The sequence below is a fragment of the Micromonospora sp. WMMC415 genome (genome assembly GCF_009707425.1).
GTDB lineage: Bacteria > Actinomycetota > Actinomycetes > Mycobacteriales > Micromonosporaceae > Micromonospora.
The window spans coordinates 1,448,968-1,467,739 of sequence record NZ_CP046104.1 but is presented as its reverse complement, the minus strand read 5'-3'; the positions used below and the strand labels follow the sequence as shown (position 1 = coordinate 1,467,739).

At 73.6% G+C, this 18,772-nt stretch carries 22 protein-coding genes; 7 read left to right on the top strand and 15 right to left on the bottom strand.

The genetic code is table 11. The features are described 5' to 3' along the window. Position 1 precedes the first annotated feature (1 nt). Positions 2–793, bottom strand: a complete 792-nt coding sequence (locus tag GKC29_RS07200) for an EI24 domain-containing protein (RefSeq protein ID WP_155330081.1) — start codon at positions 791–793, stop codon at positions 2–4. 110 nt (positions 794–903) lie between these two features. Here GKC29_RS07200 and GKC29_RS07195 point away from each other — a divergent pair, with 110 nt between their 5' ends. Next, the gene (locus GKC29_RS07195; protein WP_155330080.1) at positions 904–1,902 is read left to right on the top strand and encodes a YafY family protein; all 999 of its coding nucleotides are present in this window, start codon (positions 904–906) and stop codon (positions 1,900–1,902) included. Between the two features lie 24 nt (positions 1,903–1,926). On the opposite strand, the gene GKC29_RS07190 is transcribed toward GKC29_RS07195, so the two are convergent. Beyond that, entirely contained in the window at positions 1,927–2,847 is a 921-nt protein-coding gene (locus GKC29_RS07190) for an SDR family oxidoreductase (protein ID WP_155330079.1), read from the bottom strand. 76 nt (positions 2,848–2,923) lie between these two features. Here GKC29_RS07190 and GKC29_RS07185 point away from each other — a divergent pair, with 76 nt between their 5' ends. Further along, on the top strand, positions 2,924–3,616 hold the full coding sequence (locus GKC29_RS07185) for a DNA polymerase beta superfamily protein (protein WP_155330078.1): 693 nt from the start codon (positions 2,924–2,926) through the stop codon (positions 3,614–3,616). A 42-nt stretch (positions 3,617–3,658) separates the two neighbouring features. Here the strand turns inward: GKC29_RS07185 and GKC29_RS07180 are convergent, their stop codons facing one another. From GKC29_RS07180 to GKC29_RS07155, 6 genes are all read right to left on the bottom strand, one after another. Beyond that, a complete protein-coding gene (locus GKC29_RS07180) occupies positions 3,659–5,134 on the bottom strand; it encodes a PhoX family phosphatase (protein WP_155330077.1) in 1,476 nt (491 codons plus the stop codon). Between the two features lie 122 nt (positions 5,135–5,256). After that, complete coding sequence (locus GKC29_RS07175; protein WP_155330076.1) at positions 5,257–5,994, bottom strand: alanyl-tRNA editing protein; 738 nt, start codon at positions 5,992–5,994, stop codon at positions 5,257–5,259. Positions 5,995–6,005: 11 nt separating this feature from the next. Then, positions 6,006–6,893 (bottom strand): alpha/beta fold hydrolase, encoded by an 888-nt coding sequence (locus tag GKC29_RS07170; protein WP_155330075.1) that lies wholly within the window; start codon positions 6,891–6,893, stop codon positions 6,006–6,008. Next, positions 6,890–7,204, bottom strand: coding sequence for a DUF2516 family protein (locus GKC29_RS07165; protein ID WP_155330074.1), 315 nt, complete (start codon positions 7,202–7,204; stop codon positions 6,890–6,892). Before GKC29_RS07165 ends, GKC29_RS07170 begins: the two co-directional genes overlap by 4 nt. A gap of 69 nt (positions 7,205–7,273) precedes the next feature. Beyond that, a complete protein-coding gene (locus GKC29_RS07160) occupies positions 7,274–7,963 on the bottom strand; it encodes a hypothetical protein (protein ID WP_155330073.1) in 690 nt (229 codons plus the stop codon). After that, the gene (locus GKC29_RS07155) at positions 7,960–8,571 is read right to left on the bottom strand and encodes a helix-turn-helix domain-containing protein (protein WP_155330072.1); all 612 of its coding nucleotides are present in this window, start codon (positions 8,569–8,571) and stop codon (positions 7,960–7,962) included. Before GKC29_RS07155 ends, GKC29_RS07160 begins: the two co-directional genes overlap by 4 nt. A gap of 113 nt (positions 8,572–8,684) precedes the next feature. Between GKC29_RS07155 and GKC29_RS07150 the strand changes: the two genes are divergently transcribed. Next, on the top strand, positions 8,685–9,482 hold the full coding sequence (locus tag GKC29_RS07150; protein ID WP_155330071.1) for an alpha/beta fold hydrolase: 798 nt from the start codon (positions 8,685–8,687) through the stop codon (positions 9,480–9,482). Positions 9,483–9,643: 161 nt separating this feature from the next. On the opposite strand, the gene GKC29_RS07145 is transcribed toward GKC29_RS07150, so the two are convergent. The 4 genes from GKC29_RS07145 to GKC29_RS07130 form a co-directional block, all read right to left on the bottom strand. Further along, entirely contained in the window at positions 9,644–10,603 is a 960-nt protein-coding gene (locus GKC29_RS07145; RefSeq protein ID WP_155330070.1) for an asparaginase, read from the bottom strand. A gap of 93 nt (positions 10,604–10,696) precedes the next feature. Further along, positions 10,697–11,539, bottom strand: coding sequence for a 3-keto-5-aminohexanoate cleavage protein (locus GKC29_RS07140; RefSeq protein WP_155330069.1), 843 nt, complete (start codon positions 11,537–11,539; stop codon positions 10,697–10,699). A 111-nt stretch (positions 11,540–11,650) separates the two neighbouring features. Further along, complete coding sequence (locus tag GKC29_RS07135; RefSeq protein WP_155330068.1) at positions 11,651–12,763, bottom strand: folate-binding protein YgfZ; 1,113 nt, start codon at positions 12,761–12,763, stop codon at positions 11,651–11,653. After that, positions 12,760–13,188, bottom strand: coding sequence for a Fur family transcriptional regulator (locus tag GKC29_RS07130; RefSeq protein ID WP_155330067.1), 429 nt, complete (start codon positions 13,186–13,188; stop codon positions 12,760–12,762). The genes GKC29_RS07135 and GKC29_RS07130 overlap by 4 nt, the downstream gene beginning before the upstream one ends. 68 nt (positions 13,189–13,256) lie before the next feature. On the opposite strand from GKC29_RS07130, the gene GKC29_RS07125 reads away from it, so the two are divergent. Then, positions 13,257–14,111: an aminotransferase class IV gene (locus tag GKC29_RS07125; RefSeq protein WP_155330066.1), complete on the top strand. Its 855-nt coding sequence runs from the start codon at positions 13,257–13,259 to the stop codon at positions 14,109–14,111. A gap of 33 nt (positions 14,112–14,144) precedes the next feature. Here the strand turns inward: GKC29_RS07125 and GKC29_RS07120 are convergent, their stop codons facing one another. Next, positions 14,145–14,738, bottom strand: coding sequence for an FABP family protein (locus GKC29_RS07120; RefSeq protein ID WP_155330065.1), 594 nt, complete (start codon positions 14,736–14,738; stop codon positions 14,145–14,147). A gap of 34 nt (positions 14,739–14,772) precedes the next feature. Beyond that, positions 14,773–14,877: a small membrane protein MtfM gene (gene mtfM / locus GKC29_RS30325; protein WP_267897534.1), complete on the bottom strand. Its 105-nt coding sequence runs from the start codon at positions 14,875–14,877 to the stop codon at positions 14,773–14,775. Between the two features lie 24 nt (positions 14,878–14,901). On the opposite strand from mtfM, the gene GKC29_RS07115 reads away from it, so the two are divergent. The 3 genes from GKC29_RS07115 to GKC29_RS07105 all read left to right on the top strand — a co-directional run bounded on the left by GKC29_RS07115 (position 14,902) and on the right by GKC29_RS07105 (position 17,782). Continuing rightward, on the top strand, positions 14,902–15,264 hold the full coding sequence (locus tag GKC29_RS07115) for a DsrE family protein (RefSeq protein WP_155330064.1): 363 nt from the start codon (positions 14,902–14,904) through the stop codon (positions 15,262–15,264). An 83-nt stretch (positions 15,265–15,347) separates the two neighbouring features. Then, positions 15,348–15,728 carry an SCP2 sterol-binding domain-containing protein gene (locus GKC29_RS07110; RefSeq protein WP_155330063.1) on the top strand — a complete coding sequence of 127 codons (381 nt, stop codon included), beginning with the start codon at positions 15,348–15,350 and terminating at the stop codon, positions 15,726–15,728. Further along, positions 15,725–17,782, top strand: a complete 2,058-nt coding sequence (locus GKC29_RS07105) for a glycogen debranching N-terminal domain-containing protein (protein ID WP_155330062.1) — start codon at positions 15,725–15,727, stop codon at positions 17,780–17,782. The genes GKC29_RS07110 and GKC29_RS07105 overlap by 4 nt, the downstream gene beginning before the upstream one ends. A 58-nt stretch (positions 17,783–17,840) precedes the next feature. On the opposite strand, the gene GKC29_RS07100 is transcribed toward GKC29_RS07105, so the two are convergent. Beyond that, complete coding sequence (locus tag GKC29_RS07100) at positions 17,841–18,692, bottom strand: hypothetical protein (RefSeq protein WP_155330061.1); 852 nt, start codon at positions 18,690–18,692, stop codon at positions 17,841–17,843. Between the last annotated feature and the right edge of the window lie 80 nt (positions 18,693–18,772).

Genomic DNA, 18,772 nt, shown 5'->3' with positions numbered 1-18,772 from the left:
GTCAGCCCTCCGTCGGCTGGCCGAGCACACGTCGGGCCAGCAGCGTCGCGCCGGCGACGGCGGCCGGCATGAGCAGCACCGCGCCGAGCGGGATCAGGAAGCAGACGAAGACCGCAGTCCCGAAGCCGAGGACGGTCGGCCGGTCCGCCCGCAGGGCGGCGCGGCGGTCCGGCAGCCGCTTGCCGCGCCGCTGGAACGGCGCGCCGGTCAGCTCCATCGCGAGCAGCCAGCCGCCGACCGCCGCGCCGAGCACCGGCACCACGGTCTGGCCCACCACCGGGATGAAGCCGGCGGCGAACAGGGGTACGCCGAACAGCACCGACAGCCCGACCAGCCGCAGCGAGTCGACGACGCTGCGGCGCAGCGACGACCAGAACGGCACGTCGACGGCGTTCGGCGTACCGCCGAGGCGCTCCTCCACCCGCTCGGAGATCTTCTCGTAGAACGGGTCGCCGATGACCAGGGTGACGGCGGTGAAGGCGACCACCGCGAGCAGGCCACCCAACCCGAGCAGGGCCAGGCCGGCCGCCACCCGGACCAGGCTGCGCCAGGTGGTCGACCAACCGTCGGCGAACGGCGTGATGAGCGCCGCCAGGTCGTCCACGAAGTACACCAGCGTGGCGAACGCGGTGACGAAGAGCGCCCCGGAGATCAGCGCCGGCACGACGCCGAGCAGCATCAGGCCGGGGCTGCGGACGTACAGGCCGAGCCCGCGCAGGAACAGCCCGACGCCGGCGAGGAACCGACCGGCGGCCCCGGTCACGGGGGCGCCGAGATCACGGGGTGTGCTCACGGTCGCCGAGCCTAGCGCCCGCCGGCGCACGGAAGCCGTCCACCTGTTAACAGGGGTCCCTTCCTCTACCGGAGGCGTTAACAGGGTGCCCTTCCTTACACAATGGGCGGGTGCGGGCGGCGCGGTTGATCTCGTTGGTGTTGCTGCTGCAGTCGCGGGAGACGATGACGGCGGCGGAGCTGGCGCGCGAGCTGGAGGTCTCCGAGCGCACCGTCTACCGCGACGTGCTGGCGCTGTCCGCCGCCGGGGTGCCGGTCTACGCCGACCGGGGTCGCGCCGGCGGCTACCGGCTGCTGGGCGGCTACCGGACCCGGCTGACCGGGCTGACCCGGGACGAGGCGGAGGCGCTCTTCCTGGCCGGGCTGCCGGGACCGGCCGGCGACATGGGGCTGGCCGACGCGGTGGCGTCCGCCGAGCTGAAGGTGCTCGCCGCGCTGCCGCCGAGCCTGCGCGACGCGCCGGTCCGCACCGGGCAGCGGTTCCACCTGGACGTGCCGGGCTGGTTCCGCGAGGCCGGGCCGCCGCCCTGGTTGAGCGAGCTGGCCGGCGCGGTCTGGCGGGACCGGGCGGTCCGGCTGCGCTACCGGCGCGGCGACCGGGAGGTCGAGCGGGAGGCGCACCCGTACGGGCTGGTCCTCAAGAGCGGCGTCTGGTATCTGGTCGGCCGGGTCGCTGACGCGTACCGCACCTACCGGGTGGACCGGGTCACCCACGTCGAGGTGGGCGCGGGGACCTTCGACCGGGACGCCGGCTTCGACCTGGCCGCGTACTGGCGGGAGCAGGCCGAGGCGTTCCTGCGGAGCATGCTCCGGGCCGAGGTGACGATCCGGTTGAGCCCCGCCGGCCTGCGCCGGCTCCGCTTCCTCGCCGACGCTCCCTTCGGGTACGACGAGGCGCTCGCCGCCGCCGGCGAGCCCGACGGGCAGGGGTGGGTGGTGACCCGGCTGCCCGTCGAGTCGCCCCAGGTCGCGTACACCCAGTTGCTCGGGATGGGACCGGAGGTGGAGGTGCTCGATCCGCCCGAGCTGCGGGCGTGGCTGGCCGACGCCGCCCGGCGCAGCGCGGCGCTCTACGCGGACGAGGCCGGCGACGCGGGCGGCCCGGGGTGACGCCGGGCCGCCCGCACGCACCGGTCAGCGGTAGCCGGTCACGTCCGCCGGCCGGTCCCTCTCGACCACCTCTGCGATGTAGCGGTAGGCGTCCGGCCGGCTGCCGTCGACGTCGGTGAACCCGTACACCTGGGACAGCTCCCCGGCCGAGACAGAGGCCTGGTTCCAGCGGGCCCGGTCCTCGTCGGCGGCCAGCGCGGCGACCGCGCGCCCGACGAAGGCCGGGGTCTCCGAGATGAGGAAATGCGGGTCCTTGGCGGCGCCGTCCCGCCAGTTCTCCTCGGTGACGCCGAAGTGCTCCAGCATCGCCTCGGACCGGATCCACCCCGGGGTCAGTGCGACGGCCGTGCCGCCGTGCGGCTTCAGCTCGTGCCCCCAGGCGAACGCCAGCCGGGTCACCGAGACCTTGGCCAGGTCGTAGAAGACCGACAACCGGTACCGGTCCTCGTTGAACGCCTTCGTGCCGTCACCCATCTCGACGACCAGCCCGCCCGGGCGGCGGATCAGCAGCGGGAGCGCGAAGTGGCTGGTGATGATGTGCGTGTCCACGGCGAGCCGCAGGGCCCGGAAGCCGTCGTCGAGCGGCTGCTCCCAGACCGGCTTCTCCCAGGTGATCAGCGGGTCGGCGCCCCAGACGTCGTTGACCAGCACGTCGAGCCGGCCCTGTTCGGCGTCGATCCGCTCGACCAGCGCGCGGACCTCGTCGGGGACCAGGTGGTCCACCCGTACGCCGATGCCGGTGCCGCCGGCGGCGGTCACCAGCTCGGCGGTCTCCTCGATGGTCTCCGGGCGGTCCATCTCCGAGCGGCCGGTGGTGCGGCTGCTGCGGCCGGTGGCGTACACGGTCGCGCCGGCGGCGCCGAGCTGCACGGCGATCTGCCGGCCGGCGCCCCGGGTCGCGCCGGCGACCAGCGCGACCTTCCCTGTCAGCGGTTTCGTCGTCATGCGTCCGACCCTGTCAGGAAAACCTGACATCCGAAGTCCGGTTTCGTGACCGGGTGTCGTGCGGCATGCTCGCCGGATGCACCTGCTGCTCTCCGGGATCGTCGGCTCGGTCGCGTACGGGCTGGCCGGGCCGGGCTCCGACGTCGACCGGATCGGCGTGTTCGCCGCGCCCACCGTCGCGTTCCACGGCCTGCACCCGCCGAAGGAGTCCGTGGTCACCACCCACCCGGACGTCACCCTGCACGAATGCGGGAAGTACGCAAAGCTGGCGCTCAGCGGCAACCCGACCGCCACCGAGCTGATGTGGCTGCCCGACGACTGCTACGAGACGCGGACGGAGTTCGGCGAGCGGCTCATCGCGATCCGGTCGGCGTTCCTGTCCGCGCCGCGGGTCCGCGACGCCTTCCTCGGGTACGCGTCCCGGCAGTTCCGCAAGCTGGAGTCGCGCGGCGACGGGACGTTCTCGTCCGACGTGCGGCGGCGCACCGCGAAGCACGCCCGGCACCTGGCCCGGCTGGTGCACCAGGGCCGGCATCTCTACGCCACCGCCGTGCTGGAGATCCGGCTCGCGGATCCACAGTGGTACCGGTCCTTCGGCGAGCGGGTGGCCGGCGGTGACATCGAGGCGGCCCGGGCGCTGCTGGCGGAGGCGGAACGCGACTTCGACGGCATCCGGACGCCGCTGCCGGACCGCCCGGACGAGGCGACCGTGGAGCGCTGGCTGCTCGACGTCCGCGCCGCCCACCTGCCCGCCGAACTGCGCGGCTGACCCGGTCGTGGGGGTGGAACCGCCACCCCCACGACCGGTGGTTCAGACCCCGATCCGGTGCCAGGGGCCCCAGATCGCGAACGTCATGCCCCGGCTCGCCTGGATGTTGACGAACAGGGTGTGCCCGTCCGGGCTGAACGTGGAGCCGGCGAACTCGTCGTTGGACCGGTCCGCGCCGGTGCTGCTGACCAGCCGGTTCAGCGCGATGTCGAACAACTCGCCACGGGGCGTGAGCCCGCGCAGGTAGTTGTCGTTCACGTTGTCCTCGCAGACCACCAGGGTGCCGCGCGGGCTGGTGGTCACGTTGTCCGGGAAGTCCAGCACGTCCGGCCCGGGCGACTCGTACACCAGCCGCAGCACCTGCGACCGGCAGTGGTACGCCCACACCTGGCCGTGCCCGTTGCCGTACCCGTCGGCGATCGGGCCGGTCGAGGTCTCGGCGGGGCCACCGCCCTGGGTGGCGGTGAAGTACACGACGCCGTCGTCGTACGCCGACCCCTCCAGCCGGGAGAAGTAGGCGGCGCCCCGTTCCCAGCCCTGCCGGGAGACGTACGTCAGCGCCTGCTCGTTGGTGGTGGGCGCGACCTCGCCCGGCGTGTACGGGAACCGGGGTGCCGGGTCGTCGATGTCGACCCACTCCACCCGGTACGCGGCGTGCCGCGGCTGCGCCGCGGCGAGGTCCAGGTTGGGTCGACCGCGCACCGCGAGCATCTGGAGGCGGCCACCGTCCATCAGCCGCCCGCACGACCTCGGGTGCCGGGGCGGGGTGTAGCGGTAGAAGCCGGAGGGGAAGCCGAAGTTGTCCTCGGTGAGGTACAGGTGCCCGCCGCGCGGGTCGTACGCCACCGACTCGTGCGCGAACCGGCCGGCGGCGGTGATCGGCTGTCCGTCCGAGCGCCCGTCGACGGGTACCTCGTAGATGAAGCCGTGCGGTTGGGTGAGCGGCACGTTGGAGGTGCCGGTGAAGTCCGGGCCGACGTCCGGCCCGTTGACCGTCTCCTCGCAGGTGATCCAACTGCCCCAGGGCATGACGCCGCCGGAGCAGTTCATCATCGTGCCGTTCAGGCTGGTCCAGGAGCGGCGGACCTCGCCGTACCGGGTCACCTCGGTCGTGGTGGTGCCGCCCTGCGCCATCGGGTCGTAGGCGGTGGAGGCGTCACCGAAGGCGGGGCCGGGGTTGTTCACCTCGTGGTTGCGGACCAGCCGGACCGTGCCGCCACGGCCACGGAACGCACCCATGCCGTCGTGGCGGCCCGGCAGCCGGGTGCCGTCGTCGAGGACCACCGGGAACTCGGTGTCGTGGAACGACCGGTACTGGAAGCCCTCGGGCAGGTGCAGGCGGACCGTGCCGTCGCGCAGGTCCGGCACCGGCCCGAGAACCGGGTCGGGTGCCGGACGCCGGCCGACCGCGCCGGCCTCGCCACGCGCCACGAACCCGAGGAACGGACCGCCGAGGACGGCGCCGCCGGCCGCGGCGGCCGCGCCGCGCAGCAACGTACGCCGGTCAAGATCAGGCATCGGGGGACTCCTTTGTCGCCGGGGCCCCGGCCGGCGAGGCCGGGGACCGATCCTTCGGAGATCCTCGTCACCTGTTCACCTGATGGCAACCTTTCGACAAGATCGCCATTGCGCGTACGTCCTCAGTCGACCAGCCGGACGCGGACCCGGCGGTTCGCGCGGCCCTTGCTCTCCACCTTGACCACCTGGACCTTGCCGATCTGCGCGGTGGAGGCCACGTGGGTGCCGCCGTCGGCCTGCACGTCCAGCCCGACGATGTCGACGATCCGCACCTCCTGCTCGTCCGGCGGGATCAGGTTGGACTGGGTGCGGATGATGTCCGGCAGGACGAGGGCCTCGGCCCGGGGCAGCACCCGGACGGCCACCGCCCGGTCCGCGGCGACCTCGGCGTTGACCAGTTCCTCGATGCGGGTCTTGAAGTCCGGCGGCACCTCGGGGAGGTTGAAGTCCATCCGGGCTTCCCCCGCTTCCATGTTCCCGCCGGTGACGAGCGCGCCGAAGTCGCGGAAGACCACGCCGCAGAGCACGTGCAGGCCGGAGTGGGTGCGCATCAGCCGGGTGCGCCGCTCGTCCTCGACGGCGCCGGTGACGGTCGTGCCGGGCGGCGGCAACGGGTCACCCTCGGCCGGGATCAGGTAGAGGTCGTCGCCCTTGCGGGTGCCGACGATGCGGGTCTGCACGCCCTGCCAGAGCAGGACGCCGTGGTCCGGCGGCTGCCCGCCACCGCCCGGGTAGAAGGCCGAGCGGTCGAGCACGATGCCCTGCTCGGGGTCGGCGAGCAGGACGGTGCACTCCCACTCGCGCAGGGTCGGGTCGGCGAGGTCGAGCCGGTGCGTACGGCCGTGGTGTGTGACGCCCATGCCACCGCAGGCTACTCGTTGAGGAAGCCCGACACGCGCTCCCGCAGGTCGGCGCGGTCGGTCCAGAGGACGCCCGGCCGGTCGTACACGTGCAGGGTGGCCCGGGGAAGCGCCGCCGCGAGCTGCTCGGCGACCTCGACCGGGTGCAGGTCGTCGCCCGCGCACCCGATCACGAGGGCCGGCGCGGTCACCGCGGCCAGCGCACCGGCGTCCCGCAACGGCACCGAGTCGGGCAGGCTGGCCAGGCCCGGCGCGAGACCGTCCCGCAGCAGCTGGTCGAGGCGCTGCCGCAGGTACGCCCAGCCGGCGGGCGTGTTCCGCACAGCCGGCGGCAGCTCCACCTGCACGACGTCCGCGACCGTGGCCGCGTCGCCGCTCTCGACCGCGTCGAGCAACGCGGTGAGCCGTTCCCGGGCCACCTCGCCGCGCGGCCGGTCGAGCACCGCCGGCAGGAAGAAGACCAGCCGCTCGAACCGGTGCGGGCTCTCGATGAGCAGGCGGCTGAGCGCACCGGCGCCCAGACTCGCGCCGAACGCCCGGGTGGCGCCGCCGAGGTCGGCGACCGCGCGCAGGTCGCGGGCGAGGTCGGTGTAGCTCCACGGGCCGGCCGGCGCGTCGGAGCGGCCGTGACCGCGGAACTGGAAGAAGATCTTGCGGCCGGCCACGCCGCTGCCGAACGGTCGGGTGGTCGCGATGCCGTTGCCCAGCCCGTGCGCGAACACCGTGACCGGGTCACCGGCGCCGGTGACCAGCTGTTCCAGGCGTACGCCGTGCGGGGTGGTGACCAGGTCCGTCTCCGGCTCGGGCAGGGCCGGACGGCCGGTGCGGGGAGCTCCCGGGCCGGGGCCCCAGGTGCGGGGACCGCCGTCCGGCGGTGGGGGCCAGCGGAAACCCCTCACCAGGATCCTCGGCCGTCGCTGAGGTCGCGCAGGCCGACCCGAACGTCGAGCAGGTAGATGAGCCCGGCGGCGATGCCGATCAGTCCGAAGAGGCTGATCGGGCCGAAGCCGAGCAGGGTCAGCACGAGGCAGACAGCGAGGATCGCGACCCAGCCACCCTTGGGCAGGGTGCCGATCGCGGTGAACCCGTCGGACCGTTGCGTGATGGCGTGCACCAGGGCTACACCCTGGACGATCAGCGCGAAGACGAGCAGGATCAGCTCGATCACGTCACGGACGGCGAAGGCGAAGATCGGCGTGGCAGTGGCCATGACGGCAAGCTTATGCCGGTGACCCCGGGTACGTCCGACAGGACGTACCCGGGTCACTTCTCCGGCAGGTCACTCGGCGGCCGGGCGGGTCCGCTTCGTGGCGCGCGGCAGCTTCGCCGACGGGGTGGCCGGCTTGGCGGTGGCCCTGGTGGCCCGCTTCTTCACGGCGGCCGGCTTGGCCTCGGCCACCTCGGCGACCTCGGCCGGGGTCGGCACCTCGGCGGCGGCCGGCGCGGCGGTCGCACCCTCGGTGGCGTCGATGTCGGCGTTCACGGTCTCGGCGGCCTCCAGCACGCCGGCGCCGACGACCCGCTCACCACGGGCGACCAGCGCACCGTACGCGGCGAGCGCCCGCTCCTGCGCGGCGTGCGCGCCGGCGACCACGACGGCGGCGTTGCGGACGGCGACCTCGCGCAGCTTGTCGAGGTCGGCCACCTCACGGAGCCGGTTGAGGTCGGCCGCCTCGCGGACGCGCTTGAGGTCGGCGGCCTCGCGGAGCCGGCTGAGGTCCAGGTCGGTGGTGGCCTTCTGGCGCAGGCCCTCGGCGGTCACCGTCGCGGTACGCAGCGTCTCGTCGGCCTTCTGCCGCAGCTCGACGCCGGTGACGACGGCCTTGCCGCCGAGGTCGGCGACGACCCGGGTGCCCAGGCCGCCCACCACGGCGGGAAGCTTGCGCAGCTGCTGGTACGCCAGCTCGCCCGCGCCGGCGGCGGCGTAGAGCGGGGCCGGGATGCGGTTGGTCTTCGGCTGGGTGGTCATGACTTCTCCTCCTCGGCCGCACCGGCGGCCTTCGGGGCCGCCCGGCGGACGGCCTTCTTCGCGGGGGTCGGGGCGGGTGCGGAGCCGGACTCCGTGACGGCGACCGATTCGATGACCGCCTCGGTGGGCGTGCCCTCCGGTGTCGTCGGCCCGGTGGCGGCGGCGTTGGCCAGGTCCGGAGCCGATCCGGGCGGCGTCGCGGGGCCCGCCACCTCCTCGGTGGTGGTCGGTGTCGCGCCGCCGGCGGCCGCGGTCGCCTCGGCGAGCCGCGCGTTCTCCCGGCGGAACGTCTCGTAGATCTGCGTGAGCGACTGCTTCTGCGCCATGGTGAGGTCCGGGTCGACGGCGATCGCCGCCAGGACCCCCTGCCCCTCCTTGTCGTCCAGCAGCCCGGCCCGCAGGTACATCGCCGGCGTCGACACCCGCAACGCGCTGGCGAGCTGCTGGAGCACCTCGGCGCTGGGCTTGCGCAGCCCACGCTCGATCTGACTCAGGTACGGGTTGCTGACCCCCGCCTGCTCGGCGAGCTGCCGGAGCGAGATCTTCGCGTTCCGGCGCAGGTCACGAATGAACCCGCCGACGTCGGGAAGGTCTTTACCAGTAGCCATACCTCGACGTTATCTCCCAGTGCTAGCTCCTGCAAGCGGAACGCTAGCCAGAGTTAGCAGCGTCTCAGCAATCCCCTTGCGCCCCCGCCGTCCGGATCCCTACCGTGCCCGCGATGGCTGAGATCATGGTTAACGGGGCACGACTCGCGTACGACGTCGCCGGCGATGGCACGCCCGTCGTCCTGTTGCACGCCGGAATCGCCGACCGCCGGATGTGGCGGGCGCAGGTCGACGCGCTGGCGTCCCGGCATCGGGTGATCGCACTCGACCTGCGCGGTTACGGCGAGTCGGAACTGCCGCCCGCGCCCTTCGCCCACCACGACGACGTCGTGGGGCTGCTGGACGCACTGGGCGTCGAGCGCGCCGCCCTGGTGGGCTGCTCGTTCGGTGGCGCGGTGGCGATCGACACCGCCCTCGCCCACCCGGACCGGGTGACGGCGTTGGCCCTGCTCGGGACGGCGGTCTCCGGCAACGAGTGGTCCGCCGAGGCAGACGACCTGTGGGACATCCTGATCGGCGACCTGGACGACGACGACCTCCCCGCCAACGCCGCCGCCGAGGTGCGGTTCTGGGTGGTCGGCCCCGGTCGCCGCCCGGAGGACGTCGACCCGGACCTGATCGCCCTCGCGCACCAGATGGACCTGCGGGCCCTCGCCGCCGAGCAGGCGCTCAGCGCGGTGGACGTCGCCGACCTCGACCCGCCCGCCATCGGCCGCCTCGCCGAACTGCGGATGCCCGTCCTGGTCACCGCCGGGGCGGACGACGTTCCTGACATCAGCCGACTGGCCGACCGGATCGCCGCCGAGGCACCCCGGGCGATCCGCCTACCGGACGTGCCGGACGCCGCCCACCTGCTCCCGCTCGAGCGCCCGACCCCGGTGACGGCCGCCCTGCTCGACTTCCTCCCCTGACCACCCCGGGCCCACCCACCACCCGTTGCTATCGCCCGTTGGCGCCACCTATCGCCTGTTGATCATGAAGCTGGCGGGTGAGTTGATCGCCGGACCACCCGCCACCTTCATGATCGACGCAGGGGCCGGCGGGGGCCGGGGGGGGCGGGGGGCGGGGGGGGTTACCAGACGGGGCGGGTGGAGCCGACCGGGAGGCCGCCGCCGAACAGGGGTACCTCGGCGAACTCCTCCAGTACCGGCGCGGCGACCCCGAGCCGGCGCAGCGCGGAGACCAGCACGGGCATCCGGGCGCGGCCGGCACCGTCGTCGATCTTGAGTGCCACCGCCCCGACGCCGGGCACCGCCGCCGCGATGACGCCCTCGGCACCGACCTTGGCGAGCAGCCCCGGCACCCCGCGCATCAGCCGGGTGTCGTCGGCCTGCGTACCGCCCACGATCTCGGGGTGGGTCCGCATCGCATCGGCCACCACACGGGGCACCGACCCGGGCTCGGCGCAGACCAGCCGGAGGTACGCCGTCGCGAGGCCGGTCAACGACACGGCGAGCACCGGGGCGCCGCACCCGTCCACACCGGTCGCCGCCACCGGCTCGCCGGTGAACTCCTCGACCGCCTCCCGCAGCCGCTGCTGGAGCGGGTGCTCAGGCCGCCAGTAGCCCTCCAGCGGCCACCCCGCGGCCCGGCAGGTCAACAGCATCCCGCTGTGCTTGCCGGAGCAGTTCATCTGCGTACGCGTGGGGCCACCGCCGGCCCGCAGCACGGCGGCACGGGCGTCGTCGCCGACCGGCAGGTCCGGCGGGCAGTGCAGTGCCGACTCGTCGAGCCCGGCCCGCGCCAGCAGCGCGCCGACCCGGGCGAGGTGGAACTCCTCGCCCGCGTGACTGGCCGAGACGAGGGCCAGGTCGGCCGGGTCGGTCAACGGCAGACCGGCGCGGACCATGCCGACCGCCTGCATCGGCTTGTTCGACGAGCGGGGGAACACCGGAGAGGTCACGTCCCCGGCGGCGGCCACCGGCCCCCCGGCGGCGTCCAGCACCACCACCGACCCCCGGTGCACGCCCTCCACGAACCCGGACCGGACCACCTCGGCGAGCGGCACGCCGCCCTCGTACGTCTTTCCCACGACGTGGACGGTACCGCCCGCCGATCACGGTCGCCGGGCGGGTGACCAGGTACGCGACGCGGGGGCGTACAGGGATGCTCGTCCCGCCGCCGCTTACCGGCCGGCCGCGGTCACACCGAGCAGCCCGCGGGCCTCGGCGGTGGTGAGCGGCGGGCGCTGGGCAAGCTGGGCGAAGCCGACCGCGCGCGCGACGAGCTGCATGTTGGACTCCACCGGCTGGCCCTTGGCGTACGTCACCGTGTCCTCCATACCGACCCGCAGGTGCCCGCCGGCCGACAGCGAGGCGAGCAGCACCGGGATCGTGCTGCGACCGATGCCGGTCGCCGAGAACGTCGTCCCCTCCGGCAGGTCGCGCAGCATCTGCTGGGCGGCGACCAGCGTGGCCGTGGTGCCCGGCATGCCACCGGGGACGCCCATGACGAAGTCGACGTGCACGTGCCCGCCGGCCGGCAGGCCGTACTTCCCGAGCAGGCGCTGGAGGGCGGTGAGGTGCCCGAGGTCGAAGATCTCGTACTCGGGGACGATCCCCCGCGCCTGCATCCGGGTGTGCAGTTCGACGATGAACTCCCACCGGTTCAGGAAGACGTCGTCGCCGAAGTTGACCGTGCCCATCGTGCAGGAGGCCATGTCCGGGCCGGCGTCGAGGACGGCGAGCCGGTCGGCCTCCGGGTCGGTCACCGCACCCCCGGAGGAGAGCTGCACGACGAGATCGGTGCTGTCCCGCAGAGCCGCCACGGTGTCACGCAGTCGGCCCTGGTCGAGGGTCGGCTTCGCCGCGTCGTCCCGGATGTGGACGTGGATCACGGCGGCGCCGAGCGCCTCGCACTCCTTGGCGGTCAGCAGCAGCTCGTCGAGGGTCACCGGCAGCGCCGGCACCTCCGCCTTGGCCGACTCCGCGCCGGTCGGGGCAACCGTGATCAACGTACCTGTCGTCATGCCCGGATCCTAGACGGCGGCCCCGGTGCCGGTCGACAGGAAGTTTTCCGGCGTAATGAGCGTTAGGAAGGGGCCCTTCCTCTACCGGAGGCGTTAAGAAGGGGCCCTTCCTTACATCGGGTCTATCGCGGCGGCGGTTTCGTTGATGAGCAGTCGGGCGTCGTCGGGGACGTTGCGCTTGACCACCGCCAGGGCGACCTGGCCGAGCTCGTGGTGCAGCACGGCGGTGCCGACGAAACCGACCGCCCGGCCGTCGAGGGTCACCGGCGTCCCCGCGGCCGGCGGTCGGTCGGTGGTCACCCCGTCGAGGTGCAGGAGGACGAGCCGGCGTGGCGGCCGGCCCATGTTGTGCACCCGGGCCACCGTCTCCTGCCCCCGGTAGCAGCCCTTCTCCAGGTGCACGGCCGGCGCGACCAGATCCACCTCGGCGGGGATGGTGCGGTGGTCGGTGTCCACCCCCACCCGGGCCCGGCGGGCCGCCACCCGCACCGCCTCGTACGCCCAGAGGCCCGCCACCGGCACCCCCGCGCCGCGCAGCTCGGCCACCACCTGCGCCATCGCGGCCCGGGGCAGCAGCAGGTCGACACCCGACGGCACCCGACGCGCCCACCCGCCCACGGGCAGTGGGCGGACGTCGTAGAGCACGGTGGGCCGGGGCGGCACCGCGCCGGCGTGGAACTTGGGGCCCGGCACCGCCAGCACGTCGGGCGCGGCGAGGCCGCTCACGCCCAGGGTCGTCAGGGCGGCCGGCGCCTCCGGGCCGACCAGCGAGAGCAGCGCGTGGTCCGGCGTCACGTCCCGCGGGTCGACCTTGCTGAAGAAGCGCATCCGCTCCAGGTACGCGAGCAGCCCGCCGGTGGCTCCGGGCTCGGTGTCCAGCCAGGTGGTGACGCCGTCCTCGGCGACCATCGCGTGCTGCTCCACGTGCCCGTGCGGGGAGAGCACCAGCAACTCGGTGCCCTGCCCGGCGGCCAGTTGCCCGAGGTGCTGGGTGGTGAGCGTGTGCAGCCAGCCGGTCCGCTCCTCACCGGGGACCGCGATCACGCCCCGGTGGGAGCGGTCGACCAGGCCGACGGCGCTCTCCAGCGTGCGCTGCTCGCGCAGCGGGTCGCCGTAGTGCGCGGCCACCCCCCGTACGCCGGCCGCCGCGTGCGCCGGCTCCGGCTGGTCGCGGCTGGCCTCGTCGATGCTCTCGACGGCCACCGCACCCTCGATGTCGATCATTCCCGGTCCCCGTTCCGGCAGCGTCCGCAGACACCGAAGAGCGACACGTGGCCGATGTCCACACAGAACCCCCGCTGCTCGGCGAGCTGGTCGGCCAGCGGGCGCAGCAGGTCCGGATCGATCTCGTCGATCGCGCCGCACTCGCGGCAGACCAGGTGCACGTGCTGGTCCTCACCGGCCGCGTGGTACGTCGGCGAGCCGTGCGAGAGGTGGGTGTGGGTCACCAGGCCGAGCCGTTCCAGCAGCTCCAGCGTGCGGTAGATGGTGGTGATGTTGACCCCCGCGGCCACCTCACGGACGGCCGTGTGGACCTGTTCCGGTGTGGCGTGGCCCAGGTCGAGCACCGCCTGGAGGACGAGCTGCCGCTGCGCCGTCAGCCGCAGGCCACGGGCCCGGAGCAGTTCCGCGAGGGAGGTTTCGGACACCGTCCGATCATAGTTCGCCCACGCGCGGAACCCCGGCCACCACCGCACAGGCCCTATGCTCGGCGGTCATGGTGGCGGCGAGAATGGCGGTGCTCGGGCGCGGCCGGGTGCCGGTGGGGGAACCGGTGCTGCGCGGCGACGACCTCGGCGTCCTGCGCGGCGACGGGCTCTTCGAGACGATGCACCTGCGGTCCGGGCGGCCCTGGCTGCGGGAGGCCCACCTGGAGCGGATGGCCCGGTCGGCGAAGGCGGTGGAGCTGCCCCTGCCCCCGGCCGAGGTGCTGGTCGCCCTGCTCGACGAGGTCGCCGCCGGCTGGCCCGTCGACGTCGAGGGGGCGCTACGGCTGGTCTGCACCCGAGGGCCGGAGGGCGGCGGGCCGCCCACCGTGTACGCGACGCTGGCGGAGGTGCCGGCGTCGGCGCGGAACGCCCGCCGGGACGCCGTCACCGTGGCGACGCTGCCGCTGGGCGTGCCGGCCCGGGCCCGGGCCGACCTGGACTGGCTGCCCGCCGGGGTCAAGTCGACGTCGTACGCGGTGAGCACCGCCGCCCGCCGCTGGGCCTCCCGGGCGGGCGTCGACGACGTGCTCTGGATCTCCTCCGACGGGTACGCGCTGGAGGGCCCGATCGCGAACGTCGTGTGGCTGGCCGGGCACGTCCTGTGCACGGTGCCGGCCGCCGGCACCGGCATCCTTCCGGGCACCACCGCCGCCTGGCTGCTGGCCCACGCCGACGAGGCGGGGCTGGGCGCCGACGAACGGATGGCGACGCCGGCCGACCTGGACGCCGCCGAGGGCGTCTGGTTCACCTCGTCGGTCCGGGGCCTGGTCGAGGTCCGTGCGATCGACGGAGTCGACCGGCCCCGGTCCGCGTACACCGCGCGGTTGCAGGCCCTGGTGGGTTTCCCCGTGCCGCCGGCCTGAGCCGGGGTCCGTGGCCCGGACCCCGGCCGGTGCTCAGCCGCCGACGCGGATCAGCCGGGCGGAGAGGTGTGGGGAGAGGCCGTGACCGACGGCGGCCATCTCCTGGGCGTACAGCAGGGCGCCCTCGACGATGCCGAACAGGCGGTGGCCGGCGGTGACCTCCTTGGCGGTGGAGGTGCGGACGACGGCGTCGGTCACGAACTCGATCTGCGTGCCCGTGCGCTTGCCGATGTGCAGCTCCATCACGCCGGTGGGCGTGGTCATCAGCGCTTCCAGCTCGTCGGTCGCCCGGTCACCGGCGAGCACCGGCCGCCACCAGCCGACCTCCCGCCCGCCGGGGCGGACCGGCCGGCTCTGCTCGTCCAGGAGCCAGGCGCGGGACTCGTAGAACAGGAACGGCCGGCCGTCGTGGCTGATCCGGATCTCCTGCGCGAAGTCGAAGTCCTCGATCGTGGGGTAGCCGCCCCGACCGCGCCCCCGCCACACCCCGATGTACGGCAGCAGGCCGTCCAGCGTCGGGTGCAGCTTCGGACCGACCCGCAGGTCGTGGCTCTCCTCGTAGGGGTACGGGTCGACCGGCGGCGCGTTCAGCCACGGCGGTGGCTGCAGGGGATTCTCGTCGCTCACCGGTTCACTCCGCCCTTCCCCGTCGGCGCAGACTTCACCAACGGCCTCTCGATATGCGTACGGCAAGGTAGACCAGGCCACCGGCGAGCGCGCCCAGGCCGGCGACCAACAGGCTGACGAACCCAATCTCGGTGACCATCGGCGACCATCCTATGCTGGCGTCATGGCCCGTACTCTCGTCGTCAAGGCCACTGCGGGCGCCGACGCCCCGGAGCGGTGCGCGCAGGCGTTCACGGTCGCGTCCACCGCGGCCGCGGCCGGGGTGGACGTCTCGCTCTGGTTGACCGGCGAGGCCACCTGGTTCGCGCTGCCCGGGCGGGCACAGGAGTTCGCGCTGCCGCACTCGGCGCCGCTGGCGGAGCTGCTGCACGTGATCCTGACCACTGGCCGGGTGACGGCCTGCACCCAGTGTGCGGCGCGGCGCGACATCGGCCCGGGCGACGTGCTGCCGGGCGTCCGGATCGCGGGCGCGGCGGTCTTCGTCGAGGAGACCATGGCCGAGGACGCCAGGGCGCTCGTCTACTAGGGCCGGGCTCCGGGCGACGGATACCGGCGAGCGCGCGCAGCGGAACCGACCCGACAACTCGGGCTAATGCCTACGATTCGGATGTGACCGAGGCGACGGAGCGATTCTTCGAATCACTGCCGGCGCGTGCCCCGGAGATCCTGCGCGGCTTGGTCAGCGGGACGCTCCAGATCGAACTCAGCAGCGGTAACCGCACCGAGCACTGGCGGGTCCAGATGCAGCCCGGCGCGATCGAGGTGAGCCGCCACCGCGGGCCGGCCGACGCGATCTGGTACAGCAGCGAGGACCTGTTCGACCGGCTCGTCACCGGACGCGCCCAGGGCATCTCCGCGGTGCTGCGCAACGAGTGCACGTTCAGCGGGAACGTGGTGCTCTTCCTCGCCTTCCGCCGCTTCTTCCCGAACCCGCCGGGCACGCGGGACCCTCGTGAGGTGGCCCGTGAGCAGGCCGGGCGGCTGCCGTGAAGCAGCTCATCAGCATCCTGGACGGCAACACCTTCCTGGTCAGCGACCGGCGCGGGGACATCGAACCGTCCCTGGACTTTCCCACCGGGCTCTTCTCGTTCGACACCCGGTTCCTGTCCACCTGGCTACTCACCCTCGACGGGGAGCGCCTGCACGCCTTGTCGGTGGATGACGCGGCGTCGTACCAGACGCGGTTCTTCCTGGTGCCGGGCGCGCCGACCCACTACGTGGACGCGAAGGTGTCGGTGATCCGCAGCCGGGCCATCGGCGGCAGCATCGACGAGGAGCTGACCGTCCTGAACCACTCCGGCGAGGAGATGGAGTTCAGCCTCCGGATGGACATCGGCGCCGACTTCAGCGACCTCTTCGAGATCAAGAACGTCCGCCAGAAGCACGGCCACACCACCGCCGCCGTCGGCGAGAACGAGCTGCGGCTCGTCTACCGGCGGGAGGCCTTCCACCGGGAGACGGTGGTCTCGACCAGCGCGCCCGGCGAGATCGACGTGGCCGGGATGACGTTCCGGATCCGGATCGCGCCGCACGGGGAGTGGACGACCCGGCTGCACGTGGCCACCATCATCTACGGCGCCCGGGGCGAAGACATCCGAACAAACCTGCCGTCGTACGGGGGAATCCGCAACCCGGCCGCCATCGAGGCCGAGCAGAACGAGCTGATCGAGCGGGCGCCGAAGCTCGGCTGCGACTGCGAGCCGCTCGCCGGGGCGTACCGGCGCAGCCTCAACGACCTGGCGGCCCTCCGCTACGAGTCCATCTCCCTCGGCGCCCGGCTGATCTCCGCCGGCCTGCCCTGGTTCATGACCCTCTTCGGGCGGGACAGCATCTTCACCGCGTTGCAGGTGGTGCCCTTCCTGCCCGACCTGATTCCGTCGACGATCATGCTCCTCGCCGGTCTCCAGGGGCACCGGTTGGACGATTTCCGGGACGAAGAGCCGGGAAAGATCCTGCACGAGCTGCGGTACGGCGAGACCGCCGGCTTCGAGGAGCAGCCCCACTCCCCCTACTACGGCTCCGCCGACGCCACGCCGCTGTTCGTGATCCTGCTCGACGAGTACGAACGGTGGACCGGCGACGCCGAGTTGATCATCAAGCTGGAGTCCAACATCCGCGCCGCCCTCGCCTGGATCGACACGTACGGCGACCTGCTCGGGACCGGCTACGTCTGGTACCGGACCCGCAACCCGGACACCGGACTCGCGAACCAGTGCTGGAAGGACTCCTGGGACTCGATCTCGTACCGGGACGGCCGCCTGCCGGGCTTCCCCCGCGCCACCTGCGAACTCCAGGGGTACGCCTACGACGCGAAGATGCGGGGCGCCCGGCTGGCCCGCCGGTTCTTCAACGACCCCGCGTACGCCGACCGGCTGGAGCGGGAGGCCGCCGAACTGAAGATGCGGTTCAACCGGGACTTCTGGATCCCGGAGAAGGAGTACTACGCGCTCGCGCTCGACGCCGACGGCCGCCAGGTGGATGCGCTCAGCTCGAACATCGGCCACCTTCTGTGGAGCGGCATCGTGGACGAGTCGCGCGCCGGGCGGCTCGCCCAGCACCTGCTCGGTCCCCGGCTCTTCTCCGGCTGGGGCGTGCGGACGCTCGCCGACGACCAGGGCCGGTACAACCCGATCGGCTACCACGTCGGGACGGTCTGGCCGTTCGACAACTCGATCATCGCCTGGGGGCTGTGGAAATACGGCTTCCACGAGGAGGCGGGGCTCGTCTGCGAGGGGATCCTCGCCGCCTCCCGGTTCTTCGCCGGCCGGCTGCCGGAGGCGTTCGCCGGCTACGACCGGGACCTCACCGACTACCCGGTGCAGTACCCCACCGCATGCAGCCCGCAGGCCTGGTCGGCCGGCACCCCGCTGCTGCTGCTGCGGATCATCCTCGGTCTGGAGCCGCAGGGGGATCACCTCATCATCGACCCGAACGTGCCGGAAGGCATGGGCCGGGTCGAACTGCTCGACATCCCGGGCCGGTGGGGTCGGGTGGACGCCCTCGGCCGCAGCCGCGGCCCGCACGACTCCAGCCGAGGCCACTGACCCGTCGGGCGGTGTTCCGCCCGGACGGCGCGGTCAGCCGGTGGAGGCGGCGGCGCGGTCAACCGGCGCAGCCGGTGGAGGCGGCGAGCCGAAGCTCCTCGCCGGTGGCGTCGGCGACGACGATGTCCGGGCCGCGCCGGTAGGCGTACGCCTCGGGGGTGTCGACGAGGACGGCGCCGGCGGCCAGCGGCGCCAGCGCGGCCAGCGACACCGGCTCGGAACCGGCGTCCATCCAGCGGGTCCAGGCCTTCCCGCCGTCGGGGCAGCGGGCCACGACCGCCCGCGTGGCGTCGGTCGCCGGCCGGCCCAGGGCGCGTGACGCCTCGTCCAGAGCCGGGCCGGCGGCGGGCAGCGGCAGCGAGTCCACGAACTCCACGTCGGCCGGGCGGCAGCCGGTCGCCACCGTGAACCGGACCCGGCCGGGGCCGGCCACCTCGCCCTCGACCAGGACGAAGTCACCCGCGTCGGCACGCAGCCGGGGGCCGTCCACGCTGTCCCGCACCCCGGCCCGCCAGGGCTCGGGAAGCGCGTCGGCGACCCGGTCCAGCAGGGGCCGTTCCCCGCCCTCGGCGAGCAGCACGTCGACGCCGCGGGTCAGGTCGGCGCCGCTGCTGACCGGGGTGACCCGGCACCCCTTCTCGACCGAATCCGGCGTCATGACCCACGCCGCCGCGGGGCCGATCGCGGCGACGAGGCGGCCCACCGCGCGTTCGACCACCGGCGCGGCCTGGCCGATGGTGCGCTGCTCCTTCACGGTCGGCGGGTCGGTGCGGACCGACCACCACGTGAGCGCCGCCAGCAGCACCGCCCACGCCACGGTGGCGACGAGCAACCAACGCGCGGCGCGGCGGCGGCCCGGCGGGCGGGCGGAACCGGTCGGCGGGGCGTACCCGGGGTGGACGGCACTCACCGCGCCATCGTGTCACGCGCCGGCACGTCGCCCGCCGACGGCGTCACCCCGGCGGCCCGCCCGGGCTGGTGGAGAACCGA